The organism is Paenibacillus sambharensis, assembly GCF_003233845.1.
In the GTDB taxonomy this organism is placed as follows: domain Bacteria; phylum Bacillota; class Bacilli; order Paenibacillales; family Paenibacillaceae; genus Paenibacillus_I; species Paenibacillus_I sambharensis.
In genome coordinates this window covers 97138-115478 of record NZ_QKRB01000058.1, presented here as the reverse complement: position 1 = coordinate 115478, position 18341 = coordinate 97138, and the positions used below count along the sequence as shown (strand labels likewise).

Below are 18341 nucleotides of genomic sequence, written 5' to 3'. Positions count from 1 at the left end.
CTCCTAGGCCCCCTAATTAAACTGGAGTCCTCCCATCCAATAATTTAAACTTAGGATAAGGGAGTGATCCGGTATGGGGAAAAGGCTGAGCAAAGACACGCAACTTAAAATAGTTAAAGAAGCACTGGCTGGGATAAAGGTGGGGGCTCTTGCCCGCATGTATGACATACACCCTGAAACCATTCGTACGTGGATAAGAGATTACCGTGACACGATTCCAGCAGAAGAGATTCCGCTTACTGACGAACATGTGCAGGAAATGCAGCGGCTGCAGGAGGTTGAGCAGCGGTATGAAAAAGCCGTTAAAGTACTCGGTGAGAAGGAACTCGAAATTGAGATTCTCAGAGAGTTGCTAAAAAAGAAAGACCCCGCTTATCTGAAAAACTTGAAGTAGCAGAACCATTTATTAAGCGGGGAGTGCCAGCAGCATTGGTTCTGCGCATTCTAGGTATCGCTGAATCCACCTATTATGATCGAAAGAAAAGAGAGATGTCTTGCCCGCCTGAGCGCCCTGCAGAAAACCGGCGTGGTCGCCCTGTGCCTGGATACTCTCATACGTTTGATGGCGAACGCGTAGTGGACAGCCAGATCAATGACTGGTTGCTTGAGCTCATCGAAGGCGAAGAGCATGTTTACGGGTATAAACTCCTTGCGCAATGCATACGTGACAAGTACAACGTGAGGCTAGACAAAAAGAAAGCATACCGGTTATGTAACGAGTTGGGCATTCTTCAAAAACCACGTCAGCGAGTTCAGGCGCATCCGCGCAGGCTGCCGAAAAACCGTGTCGTTACAGGCTCCAACCAGTTGTGGCAAATGGATATTAAGTATGGCTACGTCCGTGGGCTCGAGCGATTCTTCTATGTGCTCAGCATCATTGATGTGTTTGACCGCGTCGTTGTTCAGCAGTACAGGGGAACATCTTGTGAGGCTAAGCATGCCGTTCAGACACTTTGTTATGCGCTACAAAGCCGTCTACGCCCTGGTGATGAGATGCCTACTATTCGTACCGATAACGGCCCTCAATTCGTGAGCAAGCTGTTTGGAGATATGTGTGAGAGTCTCGGCGTGATCCACGAGCGTATACCTCCAAGAACACCTAATATGAATGCCTATATCGAATCCTTTCATAGCCTGTTGGAACGCGATCTATTCAGCAAGAGAGACTTCAGAACCTTTAAAGATGCATATGAAGAGCTAGACGGATACATGGACTTCTACAATAACCGTAGAATGCATGGCAGCTTAAAACGAAAACCTCCTGCCGTGTTTTCAGCTTGGGTTCAGACACTGGAGGATTCTTCAGCTTTTCATAAAGCGATGTAATCCCCCGAAAAAACGAGTAATTCTATGCCTGCATTATTTTTGGTGGGCAGGACTCCGGTTTTAGGGGGCCTAGCCGGAAGTGCAGGTATTTGTTCCCTGGTAACTCGGCCTGGAGGAATTCCTGCGAATGTGCAGGTATTTAGAGGCTTTTCTTCCGTATCAGCAAGTACAGCGCAAAATAACTGTATTTTCGCAGGAATATGGTCTGATCTCGCTCAAACTAAAGCCAAAACCTGCATATTCGCAGGAATATGCGGCGGCAGGTAGGTAAGCGAGTAGACAGGCAGGTAGGCGGGGAGGCAGGCAGACAGGCAGACAGGTAGGCAGGTAGGCAGGCAGGCAGGCGGGCGGGCGGGGAGACAGGCAGGTGGGCGAGTAGGTAGACAGACTGGCATCCAGGCATGCGGGCGAGTAGGTAGACAGACTGGCATCCAGGCATGCGGGCGAGCAGACTTAGCTTGGTGGTGGTGTGGAATTACAAGAGTGTGGGGGGATAATTGTAATTAATAATCAAGCTGGTAAAAGTCCGGCAGCTCAGAACAAGGGGGAAGCAAATGGAAGCAAGCAGAGACGCTACGGATTGGGAAAATGTGCTTCAAGCGGCTGCGCAGTTTGCCAAGGAGGAACTGGGTGATGACCGGTCAGGTCATGACTGGTGGCATACCCATAGAGTCGTAACCATGGCGCGGAAGCTGTCCCGGCTTGAGGGGGCCGACCAGCGTTTAAGCGCGGCTGCCGCCTGGCTGCATGATGTGGCGGATGAAAAGCTGAACCCGTCCAAGGAAGCTGGATTGCAGAAGGTGAAGAACTGGCTGGAGGAGCAGCCCATCTCGGAAGTGGATAGCAGGCATATCATGGAGATTATCTCCACGATGTCCTACAATGCGGGAAGCAATCCGCCGATGCGTACGCTGGAGGGTAAAGTGGTGCAGGACGCGGACCGGCTGGATGCGATTGGAGCAATAGCGATCGCCCGGACATTCGTTTATGCCGGCTGGAAGGGTGACCCCATCTATGATCCGGACATCGAGCCACGAATATCGATGACATCGGAAGAATACCGGAACGGCAAAAGTCCGGCGGTTAATCATTTTTATGAGAAGCTGCTGAAGCTGAAGGACTTGATGAACACCGCCACAGCCCGCTCCATTGCGGAAGAAAGGCATCGTTATATGGAGGAGTTTCTAGCGCGGTTTCATATAGAATGGAGTGGGGAGTAGCCGCGTGCTGCTCCCTTTCGTATGCTGCAAGCACCTATTCATCGTTGGCCGATTGATGCAGCAGCCCGAATACCATGGCGGCGAAACTATAGAGGATGAAGAGCTTGGTAAGACCGCCGCTGCCAATGCTCCAAAACAGCATATAGGTTACGCTGACGTCGGGCATGGTCATGAGCATCAGGACATAGAGAATATTCAGGATAGCTAGGAGACTGAGGCTCTGATACAGCTTGTCCTTATTTCGGTTGCGATAGTAGACCACGAAGACTGCGGCAAGCGCGATTATAAATAGGATCAAATCCATGAGTTATTGCTGCCTCCCGTCAGATTAGTCAATCGTTTAGATTGCAAGAAAAACTGGGCGGTCATGAACCTTTTGGATGGTGTCAGACTAATCTTATTCCTTTTCCATTTACTGCTGTGGATTATAATATACTATTGGCAGAATGGTGAACAAACATAGACTTTCGACACGAAATATAGGCACTAAGAACTATATACGAAATTTTCCAAATATTATAATTTATTAATATCAATTACCTTAATATTCCTTTTTCTGAAAGAGGTGTGCTCCCTGGTTCGGACCCCGCTTATTATAATTGCTATATGTCTGCTTGCCCTGACCGGCTGTGCTGCAGAGAGCCCTGATCTTAGGGAGGAAGAGGTCAGTCTTACAATAGGCTACACGTCTGAAGAACTCTTCGAACAGCGGTATGCATCCCTGTTGTCTATTGAGTACCCGAGGCTCAAGTATACTGTTGTTCCGATGAATGAGATGGCGAAGAAGCAGATCTCAGCGGAACAGTGGTCCAAGGAGAATTCGGCAGACCTTCTGTACATACCTGCCGACGATTATCAGGAATTCATCGACAGCAGCCTCCTGCTGGAACTCGACACATATATTCAGCGTGATTCTTATCCGCTCGAGACATTAGCGGCCAGTGTGGTTGATCTGACGAAGCAGTATGGCAAGGGCAAGCTGTATGGACTCCCGTCCAATTTCTATTCCAGGGCAATTGCTTACAATAAACAGCTGTTTGATGACATGGGGATCGACTATCCTTCCGATCAGATGACCTGGGATGAGTTAATAGCGCTCGCCAGCCGGTTTGACCGGGGCCTGTCACTTGCCTATCCTTCTGCAGCGGATTGGGTGATGGATATGGGACGGCTGCAGAATCTTCAGGTCTGGGATGAAACGGCCGATAGTCCAACTCTCCACAGCCCGGAGTGGGAAGCAGTATTTAACTTAATACGTGAGCCGTTGAAGGATGGCAGAATTGCGGTCCATACGATAAACAGCAGCGGCACCAATCCCTTCATATCAGGGGAATACGCCATGCAAGCCGTATCATACGAAGAGTTCCGGATGCTGGAACAGCAGTCAGGCATGGAATGGGGATTGGTGACTATGCCTGTAAATTCCGCAGATCCTGATAATGGAAGTTCCATGACAGCGGGCGGATTCTTCGCGATCCCCGCGGCATCAGTCCATGCCGATGCGGCATGGGAGCTGCTGCAGTACTTCATGTCGGACAGGGTGGCGGAGCTGGAATACCGGTCTTCCTATGGATTTTCCATCCTGACATCCATGATCTCGATGAGCGAAGCAGAGGATGCTTATATGGAGGCTTTCTACAAGCTTGGAAGTGCCCCAGGCACAGAGGAATCGACCAAGGCTTACGCCATTGTAGAGGAAGTTGTAACTCGGCTGATTCAGGAAGATACCGCAACGGAAATCATCTTGTCGGAAGCCGGGCAAGAGCTGGCCGGCAGCCGCCCTTAATAATCTCTCCCGATGTACACGGAAGCTTAAGCTGCTCCGTTTACATACATAGACAGCCCAGAATATGCAGTTCGCTGTTCATACCGCCCGGAAGGAGGTACTGCATTACACAACCAGATGCGCAGAATGTTCTGCCCGTATTCATAACTTATAGAGGAGCGTGTATGTAATGAAGAAGAAGCTTATTGTATCGGTTGTGACTGCAATTGCTCTTGTTGGTGCTGCCCTGCCAGCCTTTGCCGCTGTTGATCCGGATGTGACCACGAATGCCTACATTGATTACAGCCAGGGATCAACCACCTATGTAAGAGGCAAGTCGTATGCGAGAACCACGAATACGAAGATGACCAAGCTGAATGTTCAGGGCGTGTTCTCCACTTCCTCGGGTTCACAGCTGGAGTCGGCGGTAGTATCCACTACGACCAAGGGTGAAGAAGCAGCCTGGTATACGAAGGATAAGACGTACTCCGCCAAGGGAAGCTACAAACTCAACACAACTTCAAGAACCTATTACAGCGGCGGTTCCTACGATCAGGACTACGCTTCGACATCCTGGTAATAAGCGGGAGGGTGGGTTTATCCCACCCTTTTTATAATGGAGGCTGCACATGCGAACCGCACTAATCATGATTGTCTTTATGCTGGCTGTGGCAGGCTGCCGGAGCCCTGAGCCCGACGAGCCGGTAACCATCACGGTGAACTACCCGTCTATCCAGCAGTTTAACAAGATGTACGGATATGCATTTGAGACGAAATTTCCCCACATTCAGGTCAAGGTTGTTCAGGATCTGGAGCTGGATGCCGCTAAGGCGGGTACTACGGACCTCGTATACATGAACGGAACCGAAGCTTACAAGAGAGCTGCCCAGGATGGAAAGCTGCGGGCAATCTCCTATCTGGACAATGGAAGTGAGCTTGCCGAGGGCTTGTCTCCGGTCGTCACAGCTCTGCTGGGAGCAGCCGTACCGGATGGTCAGCTGTATGGGCTGGCCCCAACCTTCCACAGTGCGGCATTGTACTTCAATAAGACGCTGTTTGACGAGTACAGGGTGCCGTACCCGGTTAACGGGATGAGCTGGCAGGATGTCTTCGCGCTGGCTTCACAGTTTCCTGCCGAGACGACCGAAGGGGAGCGCCTGTACGGACTGCAGATGAATTATTACCGGGACGTAACGCTGAATTTCATTATCCAGGCTGGAGAAGCACAGCAGCTGTCCTATATGGATCCGAAGACATACAAGGTAACCATGAATACGGACAGCTGGAGGAAAATATGGTCTTACGCAGTCGAAGCCTTCCGGACAGGCGCTGTTTATGATAAAGGGGAAGATATGGACTCGATGCAGGCCCCGGCTTTCTTCACACAGGATGCCGCAATGACGGTCGGTTCCCACAATGTGGCTTACAGCATGGAGCCGTTCTCGAGGCAGAGCGGGGAAGAGGTGATGGACTGGGGGATGGTAACTGTGCCTGCTGATCCTGCGGACCCGGTATATTCAACGTCTTATGCCGTCTACGATATATTTGGTGTATCCGTTGCGGCGGAGCATCCTAAGGAAGCTGCTGAACTGTTAAAATTTATCGTAAGCGATCCGGTGAACAGCCGCCTGGTAGCCCGGAATCAGCCGAACTATGGACTTCCTGCTATCACGGATTACATCATTCCGGTGGGCGAGCATGATTTGTCACCGCTCTATGCCTTGAAGCCCGCTCCCCATCATGTTGACCCGTACCTGGTCATTGAACCGGAAATCCTGGATGCCTTCAAGACAGCCGCTCAGGCCGTGCTGGACAAGGCAATAGCAGGAGAATTAACGATTGAGGAAGCAGTGGCTGAAGCGGAACGGTCCGGGCAGGCAGCGGTAGATGAAGCGAGGCTGAAGCTGGGATTAGGGTTATAAGGCCCGGGACGCCGCACTAACCCCGCCTATACGTGCGAGGCGAAACCTTGGTGAGCTTCTTGAACATTTTGCCAAAGTGGGAAAAGTTATTATAGCCGACGGCTGCCGATACGTCGAGGATGCTCATGTCCGTGTCCTTCAGCAGCTGCTCGGCTTCTTTGATGCGCGTAATATTCAGGTACTCGTTCAGCGTCAAGCCGATCGCCTGCTTGAACATGCGGCTCAGATAATAGGGGCTGATGTGAAAATGGCCCGCCAGCTCCGTTAGCGTCAGCGGCTCTGTGTAATGGCTGTTGATGAACTGGGCGATCTCCGTCATCTTGCGGTACAGAGGCGTATCAAGCGGCGGTGCCGCCTCTTCCTGCTCATCATGCCGTGCGGCCAGCAGCATCAGATCGACGACCGCATGCCGGATGGCGGTTTCCTGGCCGGGCGCGCGGGCGCGCAGCTCCTGCATGATCCGCTCGCTCACGGCATCCAGCTGCAGCCGGGCCTTGGCCGGCAGGCGGCAGACGGGATTTTCCCGCTTGAAGACGCTTAGCAGGTAATCCGCCTCATTCTTGTAGTACTGGCGCAGGAACGCTTCATAGAAGTAGATGACGATCCGCTGATGAGACGGCGATCCGGCATCCGAGGTCTGATGGACCGCCTGCTTATCCACGAGTACGATATCCCCCGGCTGAATGTGGTAGGACCGGTCCCGGATGAAATACCGCCGTTCCCCTGACAGCAGCACATACATTTCATAGAAGTTATGATAATGATCGGTGGCCATCCGGAATGGCCCGGTCCGTTCAATATACTCGAGCGAGAATAACGATCCCTGCGGGTCAAACTGCAGCCATTCATTCTGTTCCCCCATCGAAGCGGCCTCCTTCTGCCCATCTTTATCGCAAATTATGCGGGGTTTGGTGCAAGAAGTCAATTATTGCGGCGTAATGGCTCCATTTTTGCGGTAATCTGAGGGTACATGGTTCACAAGACTTGGAGGGGGACAACGACAATGAGCAGGAAAAAACGGTATGTACTGGTCGGCTCCGGCGGACGGGCGGAATTCTTCTATGCGGCGATTGCCAAGGATTATAATGAGACATCTGAGCTGACGGCATTTTGTGATATGAATCAGACGCGGATGGATTACGCGAATAAACGGCTTACAGAGCAGCATGGCTACCATGCGGTCAACACCTATAAGCCGCACCAGTTCGATGAAATGATTGAGAAGGAAAAGCCGGATGCGGTTATCGTGACCAGCGTGGACCGGACACATCATACCTACATCATCCGCGCGATGGAGCTGGGCTGCGATGTGATTACCGAGAAGCCGATGACAGTCGATGAGAAGAAATGCCAGGAAATCCTGGATGCCGTGGACCGCACGAGGCGGAATGTGCGGGTTACGTTCAACTACCGGTATGCGCCGCATCACACGAAGGCGAGAGAGCTGATCATGGATGGCGTGATCGGACAGGTGACCTCGGTACACTTCGAATGGCTGCTCAACACCCAGCATGGCGCGGACTACTTCCGCAGATGGCATCGCGACAAGCGCAACAGCGGCGGGCTGCTGGTACATAAGTCGACGCATCATTTTGACCTGGTGAACTTCTGGATCGGATCGCAGCCGGAGACAGTGTTTGCGTTCGGAGACCTGCTGTTCTACGGGCGGGAAAATGCCGAGCAGCGCGGCGTGACGGAGTTTTACGACCGGGCGACATGGCATCCGAATGCGAAGGGGGACCCGTTCGCGCTGCATCTGGATGAGAACGAGCATCTGAAGGCGATGTACCTGGATGCCGAGCATGAGGACGGCTACCGCCGCGATCAGAGCGTGTTCGGAGACGGCATCAACATTGAGGATACGATGGGCGTGATGGTCCGCTACAAGAACAATGCAATTCTGACCTATTCCCTAAATGCGTATATGCCTTGGGAGGGCTATCAGATTGCCTTCAACGGCACGAAGGGCCGCATCGAGATGAAGATCGTCGAGAAGTCCTATGTCAATTCCGGCGGTGACAAGGCGCTGGAAGGCGCATTGCAGAACAAGTCGATCCATGTGTTCCCGATGTTTGGCGCTCCATATGAGGTTGAAGTGGAGGAAGGCGTGGGCGGTCACGGCGGCGGAGATCCGGTGCTGCTGAACGACATCTTCGGTGTACCGGTGGAAGACAAATTCAACCGCGCGGCGGACCACACGGACGGAGCACGCTCGATCCTGACGGGCATTGCGGCGAACAAGGCCATCCGCACAGGCCAGCCGGTGCAGGTGGCGGATCTGGTGAAGTTCCACGGGTAAGGCAAGCAGGGACTGGTTGCTGATCCATTATGTAAAATCACGAGGCTGTTCCGCGCCATTTCAGATGGCGCTTGGAACAGCCTCGTTTTTTTGTGGCTTTAGGAGCACCATAGGAACTCTTAAACAGTTGGTTAGTTAACTACATGTCTTTAACGGCTGCCAGGTTATCCTATCTTAAAGAGGTGTATCTAAAGGGGCCTATACGCATAGGCAACTTACGGTATTCACCCTGTAAAAGCTTCTCGTATGGACTTCAAAGCAGACTTGAAGTTTATTTACCAAAGACAAGCGTTGTGTTAGACGAGCCTGCGTATTTGGTCACAAACTCGCGTGCATATTTTGCATCCCGGACTTCATAACTGTAGTTGCTGCTTGGTCTCCAGTTCGTTCTTGGTGATCTCGGAGCGGTCAAGGCCGGCGTGCTGCCCGTATCGGTAAATTCACCTTTGGCTTTGTCATCAAGAATGCCTCCTTTTTCCGCACCGGCACCAAAATAGTTGTTTTCCGAATAAATGCGTGCTTTTTCGCCAATTGTAATAGCCTGGTTGAAATTGTTCGCATAGTTGTTCTTGATATGGAAGTATCCGTATCTCATGAGCCCTGGACCACGAACGTACAGGTTCTCAAAGTAATTATTGGCCATGGTCACATGAGGCACGCCATTATAATTGCTGTTGCCGTCATTAGGATGACCCAGGATGATTCCGTATTTGTGGTTGGAGAACTTGGAATTGCTAATTGTAATGTAATCCGCTCGATCTCCGATATAAAGCAGTTTATCCAGATCGTTACCATTGGGATTGTAGCCGTGTCCCGCAAACGTGACATGATCAATCCAATAGTTCGAACCTGAGTTTATGTACATTTGGATATCATCATTTCCGTTGATGTTGGCAGAATGCTGGAAGGTAAGGTTCTGGAAGATGACATTGCCCGAGTTGGAAGTGGAGCGAAAATGTATGTTCGTCAGGGTGTGGTTGTCATATGAACCCACGATCGTTTTGTTTGCGCCGAAATTGACTTTTTGCAGTGTGGACGACGAAATGTTTCGTTCAATGACAAGAATTTTGGGAGTATTGCCGGCTGCATGCGTCCGCAGATCATTTAGGTTGCTGATGTAGATGATCTGGCCGTTTTTGCCGCCTGTGACAGCAGACTTGTAAACGCCATATTCATTTTTGGCATTCCCTGCGAACCCCGTGAGCCCTGTCGTGCCTGTGTTTGGAAAATTAGCTGCCCCGAAAGTAGGTGAGGTTGAGGGGAAAGCCACAACCAAGAGTACAACTGCAGCTATCAAGAGTGAAAGCCTTTTCAATACAAAACACCATCCTTTTTTTTATCCTTATTCTCACATAATTATAGTATCTTTCAAATATTGTTTTTGTCAATGTTAATTGCGTAACTTAACCATTACTGCTAGGGAGAGGTAAAATGGAAAACCTCGGCGGTTGCAGCTTTCCGTGATCGTCCTTCTTTCTCCAACCGGATTACCAGGGTGCCGTAATAGATGTCCCGAGGACGGCTACCGCCGCGATCAGAGCGTGTTCGGCGACGGCATCAATATTGAGGATACGATGGGCGTGATGGTCCGCTACAAGACCAATGCGATTCTGACCTATTCCCTGAATGCGTATATGCCTTGGGAGGGCTATCAGATTGCCTTCAACGGCACGAAGGGCCGCATCGAGATGAAGATTGTAGAGAAGTCTTACGTCAACTCAGGCGGTGACAAGGCGCTGGAAGGCGCCCTGCAGAACAAGTCCATCCATGTATTCCCGATGTTCGGCGCTCCTTATGAGGTTGAAGTGGAGGAAGGCGTAGGCGGTCACGGCGGGGGCGATCCGGTGCTGCTGAATGATATTTTCGGCGTTCCGGTAGAGGACAAATTCAAGCGCGCGGCCGACCACACGGACGGAGCACGCTCGATCCTGACGGGCATTGCGGCGAACAAGGCCATCCGTACAGGCCAGCCGGTGCAGGTGGCGGATCTGGTGAAGTTCCACGGGTAAGGCAAGCAGGGCTGACTGCGGTATTCCTGACGAAAAATGATGAGGCTGTTCCGCGCCATCTCAGATGGCGCTTGGAACAGCCTCTTTTGTGTGTAAGTGCAGCTACAGTGCCTTATCAGCCAGCTAAACCTGCCAGCCGTCAATCATATTCTGCGCCATCTCCATATCGGATTCCTTGCCGGTCATGAGGGCAAATGCGGCTACCTGGATCGGATAGGCCGCCCACTGCTCGGCGATATGCTGGGCCATCTCAGGCCACACTTTCCCGCCTGCCAGCTCGTAGCGCCTCAGCAGGTCACGAAGCCCGTCATCACCGAAGAGGGCGTAATAGATGACAAAATCCTTCCCCGGATTGCCAACTTCGGCTTCCGTCCAGTCAATGAAGCCTGTTACACGCTGCGTCTCGTCGATCAGAATATGCGGCGGATGCAGATCGCCATGGTTCAGTACCGAGTGGCTAGGCCAACCCGAGCTGACGGATAGCCAGATCGTCCATCGCTCGAGAAGAGGGGTGGGGATATCGAAGTAACGCTTTGCCTCTTCGAACTGCTCCGCGAATGCCTCCCGGGCTTCGAGCGGCTGCTTAACCTTAAGCCCGGCCTCGGCTGCGGCAGCGTGATCGATGCTGTGCAGGGCAGCCAGTGCTCTTGCGAGCGAGTTGAAGAACGAATCATTCAAGGCCTGCTGCTCAACCTGCCACAGATAACCGCTTCCCGCGGGATCCACAACAGCCAGCGGCTGGCCGCTGAGCAGCGGATACGCGATCAGCTCAGGCGAGCAAATCCTCCAATCGGGTACCTGTACCGGCAGGTAGCGGCGAACCAGATTCAGCGCATTGCGCTCATTAAGTGCCCGCTCCCATACATCCGCTCTTCTTGGCTTGCGCAGCACCCAGCTCTGGCCTTCTAGATCCTTCGCGAAAGCGACGAGGAAATCCATTCCCGACTCGTTGAGCTCCAAATCATCCTCATTCAGCAGGAGGCCATTGTCGTTTGCAGCTCTGATGAGCTCCTGCTTAACACTTCCGTCTTCATCACGATCCACAGTTTTCATTCTGTAACCACTCCTTCGCTCGCATTTAGAAAATAGAAAAACACAGGCATATCGCTGCCTGTGCCGGAGTGAACGGAAATGGAGAATGCCGGGTGCCATTCGTATAGGGTGACGCCGTTCATACATGACAGGACAAGGAGCAGCAGGCCGCCAAGTGGCAGAGAAGGACCGCTCATCCTTGAAAGGTCAGATCAACAGGGTTATCCGTGGGCAGGCAGACCACTCCCGATTCCTCCGCCGGCAGGCAGAGATAACGTACAGCTGCAGTTAGATGCATACGTTACGCAACCGGATGTGATTTACCACACGTAACCCTCCGTTCCAATAAAGTTAAGGTAATGTTACCATGATATGGAAAGACCATCAACCTATAATTTCAAGCTTCCGCTGTGGGCAGCCGGCAGATGATCAAGGGTTATAGCAAGTGGAGTGGCTTGTTTTCTCATGTCTATTTGAAACTTTTAGCTGGCTCCAGATGTCTCTACTAATATACCAGAATTTGGAGGGACCCATGAATGAATAGATCAAAAATAATGAGGAGAAAGAGTTTATTTACTGCGGTGATTTTGTCACTTGCTTGTACCTTGCTTTTATCATGCTCTAACCAACTGCCTGATGGTTCTGTGGGTTTGAAAATAATGTACGATAATTCAGATGAGTTTTTTAGTAAATACGGAAACGTATTTTTAACAAAATTCCCGGAATATCAAATCGAAGTAATACCACTTGACCCCCATTACAAAGATGGCTTAACAAATGAAGAGTTTAAAACCTTAGTTGAGTCTGAAATGCCTGATATTATATTGGTAGACAACATTCAATATGCTATTGAGGAAGGATTGCTGCTTGACCTGGATCCGTATATTGACAAGGACAGCGGTCTAAATGAAATAAGTGAGAACGTAACGGGTTATTTACGGAAGCAAGGCGGCGGGAGTTTATATGCGGTGTCCCCTACCTTTACTGGACAAGCGTTGTATTATAACAAAGATATGTTTGACCATTTCAATATTGCATATCCAACTAATCAGATGACATGGGAGGACGTCTTCTTACTTGCGTCCAAGTTTTCAAATGCGGCTTCTAATAATTCAGCGAGCTATGGATATTATTACAATGGCCGTAATTTGTTCAGTTTAGCAACTGACATTGCGTTAAGCAGTCAAATGACTTATACAGATCGCAACGGAAACATAACGCTATATTCGGATAGATGGAAGAGAATTATAGAGTTAATTTCATCTTCCGTGCAACAAGGGTTTCTTGCAACAGGCGGGGGATCACAAGGCGAGCCTTATGCGGATAATCTATTTTTCCTCGGTAATGCTGCTATGACCACCGATTATTCCAATGCTATGACTTACTTTTCGAAGGCGAATTTCGAATGGGATTTGGTCACTATTCCAGTTGACCCGTCAACACCGGATCAAAGTCCATCCGTTTATGTAAATAATATGTTCGGCATTTATTCGAAAACGAACCATTCGGAGGCGGCATTTAAATTTCTTGAGTATATAGGCAGTAAAGAGTTTGCAAATACGTTGCTGCGATCCGGGATAAAGGATCAATTAATAGCCAATGAAGATGTAGTTAAAGCAATGGACAGCTCGCATAATATAGAAGCCTTTTATAAATTAAGACCTATTGAGATCGTGTATCCGATTATCCCTTTACATTTAGACACAAAAATATATGCACTGGGTGATGAGGCCATTCGTTCGATTATTAATGGAGATAGGGATATAGATACTGCAATGAAGCAGCTGCAAGAGGAGATTCAATTTCTTCTAGACAATGAAAACAAGAAGCAAGCAGAGTAGTATAAAGCACGAGCCCGAGCCTTAATGGTCCGGGCCCCTTCTTTTGCCGCCTCTCATAGCCGCCAAAGCTGCCACCGCAACACCGCCAGATCATGCCCACAGTATGATGTCCTCCTGGGGTGATTTTGCTACAATAGGAGAGAAGCACCAGGAGGGAGGAAGCTGTATTGCCCCGATTGAAAACGCTTTATCAGCAGCTTCGCATCAAATTCAAGCTGTTCGTGCTGATCTCGGCTGTGATGCTGACGGTCGGCATTCTAATTGTATTGATTCAGCAGTATGCTTTTGAGATCTACGATGAGGAAATTTACGAGCAGTCGGCGAAAGCCCTTAACCTGACCTCTGTCGGTATTGAAAATGAACTGAGGAAGATGGAGCAGCTTTCCTACCGTATTGCCACGGATGAATCCATACAGAGCAACCTGACGAAGATCCGCAATGGCGGCTCGCAGTACGACAACTTCCTGGTATCTGCCCAAGTTAGGGAGCGGATGATTGACCTCGGCGTCCTTGATCAGTATGTTCTCTCCTATCAGATCACGGATGCCTTCAACGGAGAATATTCGTCAGGCGTCAACCGGGTGACAACAACCGGCAAGCAGCTGCGGAGGATCAAGCGTGAGACGGCAGGCAACGATGGCGGGAATACCTGGATACTTCCTAATGAGGATGACAGTGCGCTGGGGGCAGCCCGGCTGATCCGTTCCTTCGACCAGCTCAGCCTGGAGCAGCTCGGTACAATTATGATCCGCATTGATATGGAGCGGCTGATCCGCAACTTCTCGCTGGGGCTCAACCGGCAGGCTGACTTCATCATCCTGAACGGCGACCGGATGGTCTACCCGATTGACCCGCCGGAAACAATCGCCGGGCTCAGCGCGCTGGGCACCGGAGAGCAGGGCTTCCAGATTATCGACCGGGACGGCAAGCGGTATTTCATGACCTATGTCCCTTCCGAATATACGAGCTGGACTTATCTGACCATGATCCCGTACGACGATATCTTCGACCGGATTGTGACGGTCAAGCAGCTCTCGGTTGTATTGTTCGGCGCGCTGTTCCTTGCTGCTGTCATCTTCTCATTCCGCTTCTCCAAAGGAATCACCGATCCGATCGAACGTTTGAACACGAAGATGAAGCGGGTGCAGATGGGCAACTTCACCTACACCGAGGAACCGGATGACAAGCTGATGCCAATGGATGAAGCGGGCCAGCTGCACCGCAACTTCCGCATTATGCTGCAGCGGATTGACGAGCTGATCAAGGAGAATTACGTGAAGCAGCTGTCGATTAAGGAATCCGAGTTCAAGATGCTGCAGGCGCAGATCAACCCTCATTTTCTATATAACACGCTGGAGACGATCAACTGGACGGCCAAGCTGGGCGGGCAGAAGCAGATTTCCGTGATGGTGGAATCCCTTGGCTACCTGCTGCGGACCTCCATCGGCCTGAAGGAGCCGCTGATCCCGCTGGAGCAGGAGCTGGATATTGTCAGCCATTATATCAACATTCAGAAAATCCGCTTCGAAGAGCGCCTGGCATTCGAGCTGGAGATCCCCGATCAACTGAAGCCGTACAGCATTCCGAAGCTCTCGCTGCAGCCGCTTGTCGAGAACGCGGTCAACTACGGCCTGGAGCAGATGCTGGAGTGCTGTCAGATCAAGGTCTCGGCCACCGACGAAGGCGACCACATCATACTCAGCGTTGAGGACAATGGTCCGGGAATGGATGAGTCGCTGCTGGAGCAGTTGAATCAGGGCGTGGTTAAACCGAAGGGCACAGGCGTGGGGCTGCGCAATATTAACGAACGGGTGAAGCTGCTGTTCGGAGAGTCTTACGGCGTCAGCATTCGCAGCAAGCGCGGCGAAGGCACCTGTGTCAGCATCCGATTACCGAAGGAAGTGAGGGGTTCTCATGTATAAGGTACTGCTGGTGGATGACGAGCGAATTATCTTGGACGGGATCTCGGCGATCGTAAACTGGGCGTCCTGCGGAACCAGGCTGATCGGCACCGCCCGCAATGGGATAGAAGCCAAGGCAAGCATTGAACGGGAACGGCCGGACATCATTATAACCGATATCAAGATGCCGGGCATGGACGGCCTGCAGCTGATTGAGCAGGTGAAGGAAGCGGACCCGGACATGGAGTTCATCATGCTCTCAGGCTTCAGCGACTTCGATTATGCGCGCACGGCCATGCGTTACGGGGTTAAGGATTATCTCTTGAAGCCCTGCAACGAGCAGACGATTGAGGATGCTCTGAAGGAGGCGGCCGGCCGGCTCAGCCGCAAGCAGAGCAAGGAGGCCTTCATTCAGAAGACGGAGGAGGAGCTGAAGCGGGTGCTGCCGCATGCGCGAGAGCAGTTCCTGAAGGAGCTGGTAACGAACCGGACCTACGGACGCAGGGATTGGGACAATTTCAGGCGGCTGTTCAACATTCCCGTCGAGCATGACAAGGTACGGCTGCTGCTGTTACAGATTGAAGGGGAGTATGAATTTGAACATATCTTTGCGCTCAAGAATATTGCCCAGGACCTGCTCGGTGAACAGGTGCTGCTGCTGAGCACCACAATTGGGAAGCAGGTGCTGCTGCTGATCCGCGATATGAGTGAGACGGACCTGCTGTATGCGCTCGTTGCCGAAATCCGCGGCACCTTCCGGCGCTACTACAAGCTCGAAGCAACTGCGGCTGTCAGTGATCCCGATGATATTACAGGCGCGCGCCGCATGTACCGGGATACGTTGGAATGCCTGGAGCACCGGTTCTATCTGGGGGAAGGCAGCCTGATTACGAAGCAGGACATCGACGCGGGGCCCGGCCGCTCAGACGATGATTTCATCTATGACGAGGAACAGCTGTGCCTGTATGTGAAATCCGGGCATTGGGAGGATGCCGAGCGTGAGCTGAGCCATGTATTTGAGACGCTCTCGCAGCTGCGGCTGGAGACAGCCGTTACCAAATCCTACGTCATTCCAATCTATGTGGCCTGTGCCAGGCAGGGAGAGCCCTCCCGCATTCATGAGCGGCTGAAAGGGCTTGCGGTACTGGATGAGCTTGATACGCTGCAGGCCATCCGCGAGTTCATGTTCCAGTCGATCCGGGAAGTCTGCACGGCTAATTACGAGAGGCACCGCAACAAGCATTCCGATATGGTGAACCGGATGATCTCCTGCATTCTGGAGAACCTGGGCGAGTCCCGGCTGTCGCTGCACTGGGTGGCAAGTGAAATTCTCTTCATGAACCCGGATTACCTCGGCAAGCTGTTCAAGAAGGAGACGGGCGAGAAGTTTTCCAATTATGTAACAAGGCTGCGTATGGAAAAAGCGGTCGAGCTGATCGCCGAAGCCGACGATGTGAAGGTCTATGAGCTGGCGGACCGGCTGGGGTATGGCGACAACCCGCAGTACTTCAGCCAGGTGTTCAAGAAGCATACCGGCTGCTCTCCATCCGATTACAAAAAGACACTCATTTGACGAGACCTCTGTTTTTTAAACAATGTAAACGGTTTTTTGGATTCCGAATGTGACCAAAATAGCTAAAATTAAAGATGTAAGCCTTATCATTTCTAAATAAGAGAAAGGGGCTCGTCAAACATGAGAAAATGGTTGACCATTATGCTGGCCTTTACGCTTGTGTTCTCGCTGGCAGCATGCAGCGGCGGCAGCAACGGCGGAGGCAGTAATGTAAGCAACGATGGAGGAAGCGGTAACAGCGGAGAAGGCGGAGAGCAGAAGCCGGTTAAGCTCCGGATGGCCTGGTGGGGCGGTCAGCCTCGGCATGATTACACACTTGAAGTCATCAAGCTTTATCAGCAGGAGAATCCTCATGTAACGATTGAGCCGGAATACGCGAACTTCGATGACTACTGGAAGCGTCTCGCGCCGCAGGCGGCAGCGAACGAGCTTCCGGATATTATTCAGATGGACATCTCCTACTTCACCCAGTATGCGCAAAAAGGACAGCTGGCCGACCTGACGCCTTACATTGGCGAACAGATTAATGTGGACAACATTTCGGAAAATGCCATTGCCGGCGGCAAGCTGGACGTCAAGCTCTACGCGTTCAACGTTGGTGTCAATACCGTTCAGTTCCAGTATAATCCGGAGACGCTTAAGAAGGCGGGCGTAGAAGAGATCGATGATGAGAACTGGACTTGGGAGGACTACGTACGGATCGCCAAGCAGGTGAAGGACAACACAGGTCTTTATTTCGATACCGGTATGCGTCCGGAGGTATTCTTCGGGTATTTCCTCCGCACCAAGGGCCAGCATCTGTACAATGCGGAAGGAAATGCACTCGGCTATGAAGATGATGCCCTGTTCGTTGAATTCTTCGGACGGCTGGCAGAGCTTGTGAAGTACGGTGCAGCGCCTGCGCCAGATGTGAAAGCACAGATTAAAGGTCCCGAGGATGACCCGATGGTTAAAGGTACGGGCGTCGGCATCTGGCAGTGGACGAACCAGTATGTTTCGATTCAACAGATTGCCGGTGTGCCTCTCGAAATGCTGCATATGCCGGGGCCAAACCGGGAGCAGGGACTTTACCTGAAGCCAAGCATGTATTTTGCCATCTCGAATAACTCCAAGCAAAAGGAGGAAGCGGCGAAATTCATCGACTTCTGGGTAAACAGCGTGGAAGCGAACAAACTGATCAAAGGCGAGCGCGGTGTACCGGTATCCTCCGTTGTGAAGGAAGCCATTAAGCCGGATCTGGATGAAGCGCAAGCCAAGGTATTCGACTATGTGGCATGGGCAGAAGAAAACAGCACGCCGATGGATCCGCCGGATCCGGTAGGTGCTGCGGAAATCATGAACATGCTGAAGAGCTATTCCGAACAGATGGACTTCCAGAAGATAACACCGGAAGAAGCAGCCAAGAAATTCCGCCAGGAAGCCAATGCCGTACTTGGCAAGAATAAATAAATAA

General features: G+C 51.5%; 16 protein-coding genes and 1 pseudogene. 13 read left to right on the top strand and 4 right to left on the bottom strand.

Going from position 1 to position 18341, the window contains the following annotated elements:
* The first annotated feature begins 73 nt into the window (after positions 1–73).
* The 3 genes from DNH61_RS24635 to DNH61_RS24625 all read left to right on the top strand — a co-directional run bounded on the left by DNH61_RS24635 (position 74) and on the right by DNH61_RS24625 (position 2546).
* On the top strand, positions 74–394 hold the full coding sequence (locus DNH61_RS24635; protein ID WP_111147616.1) for a transposase: 321 nt from the start codon (positions 74–76) through the stop codon (positions 392–394).
* 23 nt (positions 395–417) lie between these two features.
* Positions 418–1326: an IS3 family transposase gene (locus DNH61_RS24630; RefSeq protein WP_281272414.1), complete on the top strand. Its 909-nt coding sequence runs from the start codon at positions 418–420 to the stop codon at positions 1324–1326.
* A 554-nt stretch (positions 1327–1880) separates the two neighbouring features.
* A complete protein-coding gene (locus DNH61_RS24625; protein ID WP_111149611.1) occupies positions 1881–2546 on the top strand; it encodes an HD domain-containing protein in 666 nt (221 codons plus the stop codon).
* 34 nt (positions 2547–2580) lie between these two features.
* Here DNH61_RS24625 and DNH61_RS24620 read toward each other — a convergent pair whose 3' ends face one another.
* Positions 2581–2850, bottom strand: a complete 270-nt coding sequence (locus DNH61_RS24620; RefSeq protein WP_111149609.1) for a hypothetical protein — start codon at positions 2848–2850, stop codon at positions 2581–2583.
* Positions 2851–3270: 420 nt separating this feature from the next.
* Between DNH61_RS24620 and DNH61_RS24615 the strand changes: the two genes are divergently transcribed.
* The 3 genes from DNH61_RS24615 to DNH61_RS24605 all read left to right on the top strand — a co-directional run bounded on the left by DNH61_RS24615 (position 3271) and on the right by DNH61_RS24605 (position 6233).
* Positions 3271–4332, top strand: coding sequence for an ABC transporter substrate-binding protein (locus DNH61_RS24615; protein WP_146241145.1), 1062 nt, complete (start codon positions 3271–3273; stop codon positions 4330–4332).
* A gap of 169 nt (positions 4333–4501) precedes the next feature.
* Positions 4502–4891, top strand: a complete 390-nt coding sequence (locus DNH61_RS24610) for a hypothetical protein (protein ID WP_111149606.1) — start codon at positions 4502–4504, stop codon at positions 4889–4891.
* 49 nt (positions 4892–4940) lie between these two features.
* Positions 4941–6233: an ABC transporter substrate-binding protein gene (locus DNH61_RS24605; protein WP_111149604.1), complete on the top strand. Its 1293-nt coding sequence runs from the start codon at positions 4941–4943 to the stop codon at positions 6231–6233.
* A gap of 16 nt (positions 6234–6249) precedes the next feature.
* Here DNH61_RS24605 and DNH61_RS24600 read toward each other — a convergent pair whose 3' ends face one another.
* A complete protein-coding gene (locus tag DNH61_RS24600) occupies positions 6250–7095 on the bottom strand; it encodes a helix-turn-helix transcriptional regulator (protein ID WP_111149602.1) in 846 nt (281 codons plus the stop codon).
* A 141-nt stretch (positions 7096–7236) separates the two neighbouring features.
* On the opposite strand from DNH61_RS24600, the gene DNH61_RS24595 reads away from it, so the two are divergent.
* Positions 7237–8532, top strand: a complete 1296-nt coding sequence (locus DNH61_RS24595) for a Gfo/Idh/MocA family protein (protein WP_111149600.1) — start codon at positions 7237–7239, stop codon at positions 8530–8532.
* Positions 8533–8803: 271 nt separating this feature from the next.
* Here the strand turns inward: DNH61_RS24595 and DNH61_RS24590 are convergent, their stop codons facing one another.
* Positions 8804–9847 (bottom strand): polysaccharide lyase family 1 protein, encoded by a 1044-nt coding sequence (locus DNH61_RS24590; protein ID WP_111149598.1) that lies wholly within the window; start codon positions 9845–9847, stop codon positions 8804–8806.
* A gap of 199 nt (positions 9848–10046) precedes the next feature.
* Here DNH61_RS24590 and DNH61_RS24585 point away from each other — a divergent pair.
* Positions 10047–10541: pseudogene (locus tag DNH61_RS24585) on the top strand (Gfo/Idh/MocA family oxidoreductase); the annotation flags it as partial.
* Positions 10542–10664: 123 nt separating this feature from the next.
* On the opposite strand, the gene DNH61_RS24580 reads toward DNH61_RS24585, so the two are convergent.
* A complete protein-coding gene (locus tag DNH61_RS24580) occupies positions 10665–11594 on the bottom strand; it encodes a macrolide 2'-phosphotransferase (RefSeq protein ID WP_111149596.1) in 930 nt (309 codons plus the stop codon).
* Between the two features lie 124 nt (positions 11595–11718).
* Here DNH61_RS24580 and DNH61_RS26545 point away from each other — a divergent pair, with 124 nt between their 5' ends.
* The 5 genes from DNH61_RS26545 to DNH61_RS24560 all read left to right on the top strand — a co-directional run bounded on the left by DNH61_RS26545 (position 11719) and on the right by DNH61_RS24560 (position 18337).
* Positions 11719–11865 carry a hypothetical protein gene (locus tag DNH61_RS26545; protein WP_181438858.1) on the top strand — a complete coding sequence of 49 codons (147 nt, stop codon included), beginning with the start codon at positions 11719–11721 and terminating at the stop codon, positions 11863–11865.
* Between the two features lie 244 nt (positions 11866–12109).
* Entirely contained in the window at positions 12110–13414 is a 1305-nt protein-coding gene (locus tag DNH61_RS24575) for an ABC transporter substrate-binding protein (protein ID WP_111149594.1), read from the top strand.
* A 167-nt stretch (positions 13415–13581) separates the two neighbouring features.
* Positions 13582–15336 carry a cache domain-containing sensor histidine kinase gene (locus DNH61_RS24570; protein ID WP_146241143.1) on the top strand — a complete coding sequence of 585 codons (1755 nt, stop codon included), beginning with the start codon at positions 13582–13584 and terminating at the stop codon, positions 15334–15336.
* Positions 15329–16888, top strand: a complete 1560-nt coding sequence (locus DNH61_RS24565) for a response regulator transcription factor (RefSeq protein ID WP_111149590.1) — start codon at positions 15329–15331, stop codon at positions 16886–16888. The genes DNH61_RS24570 and DNH61_RS24565 overlap by 8 nt, the downstream gene beginning before the upstream one ends.
* A 120-nt stretch (positions 16889–17008) precedes the next feature.
* Complete coding sequence (locus tag DNH61_RS24560) at positions 17009–18337, top strand: ABC transporter substrate-binding protein (RefSeq protein ID WP_111149588.1); 1329 nt, start codon at positions 17009–17011, stop codon at positions 18335–18337.
* Positions 18338–18341: the final 4 nt, after the last annotated feature.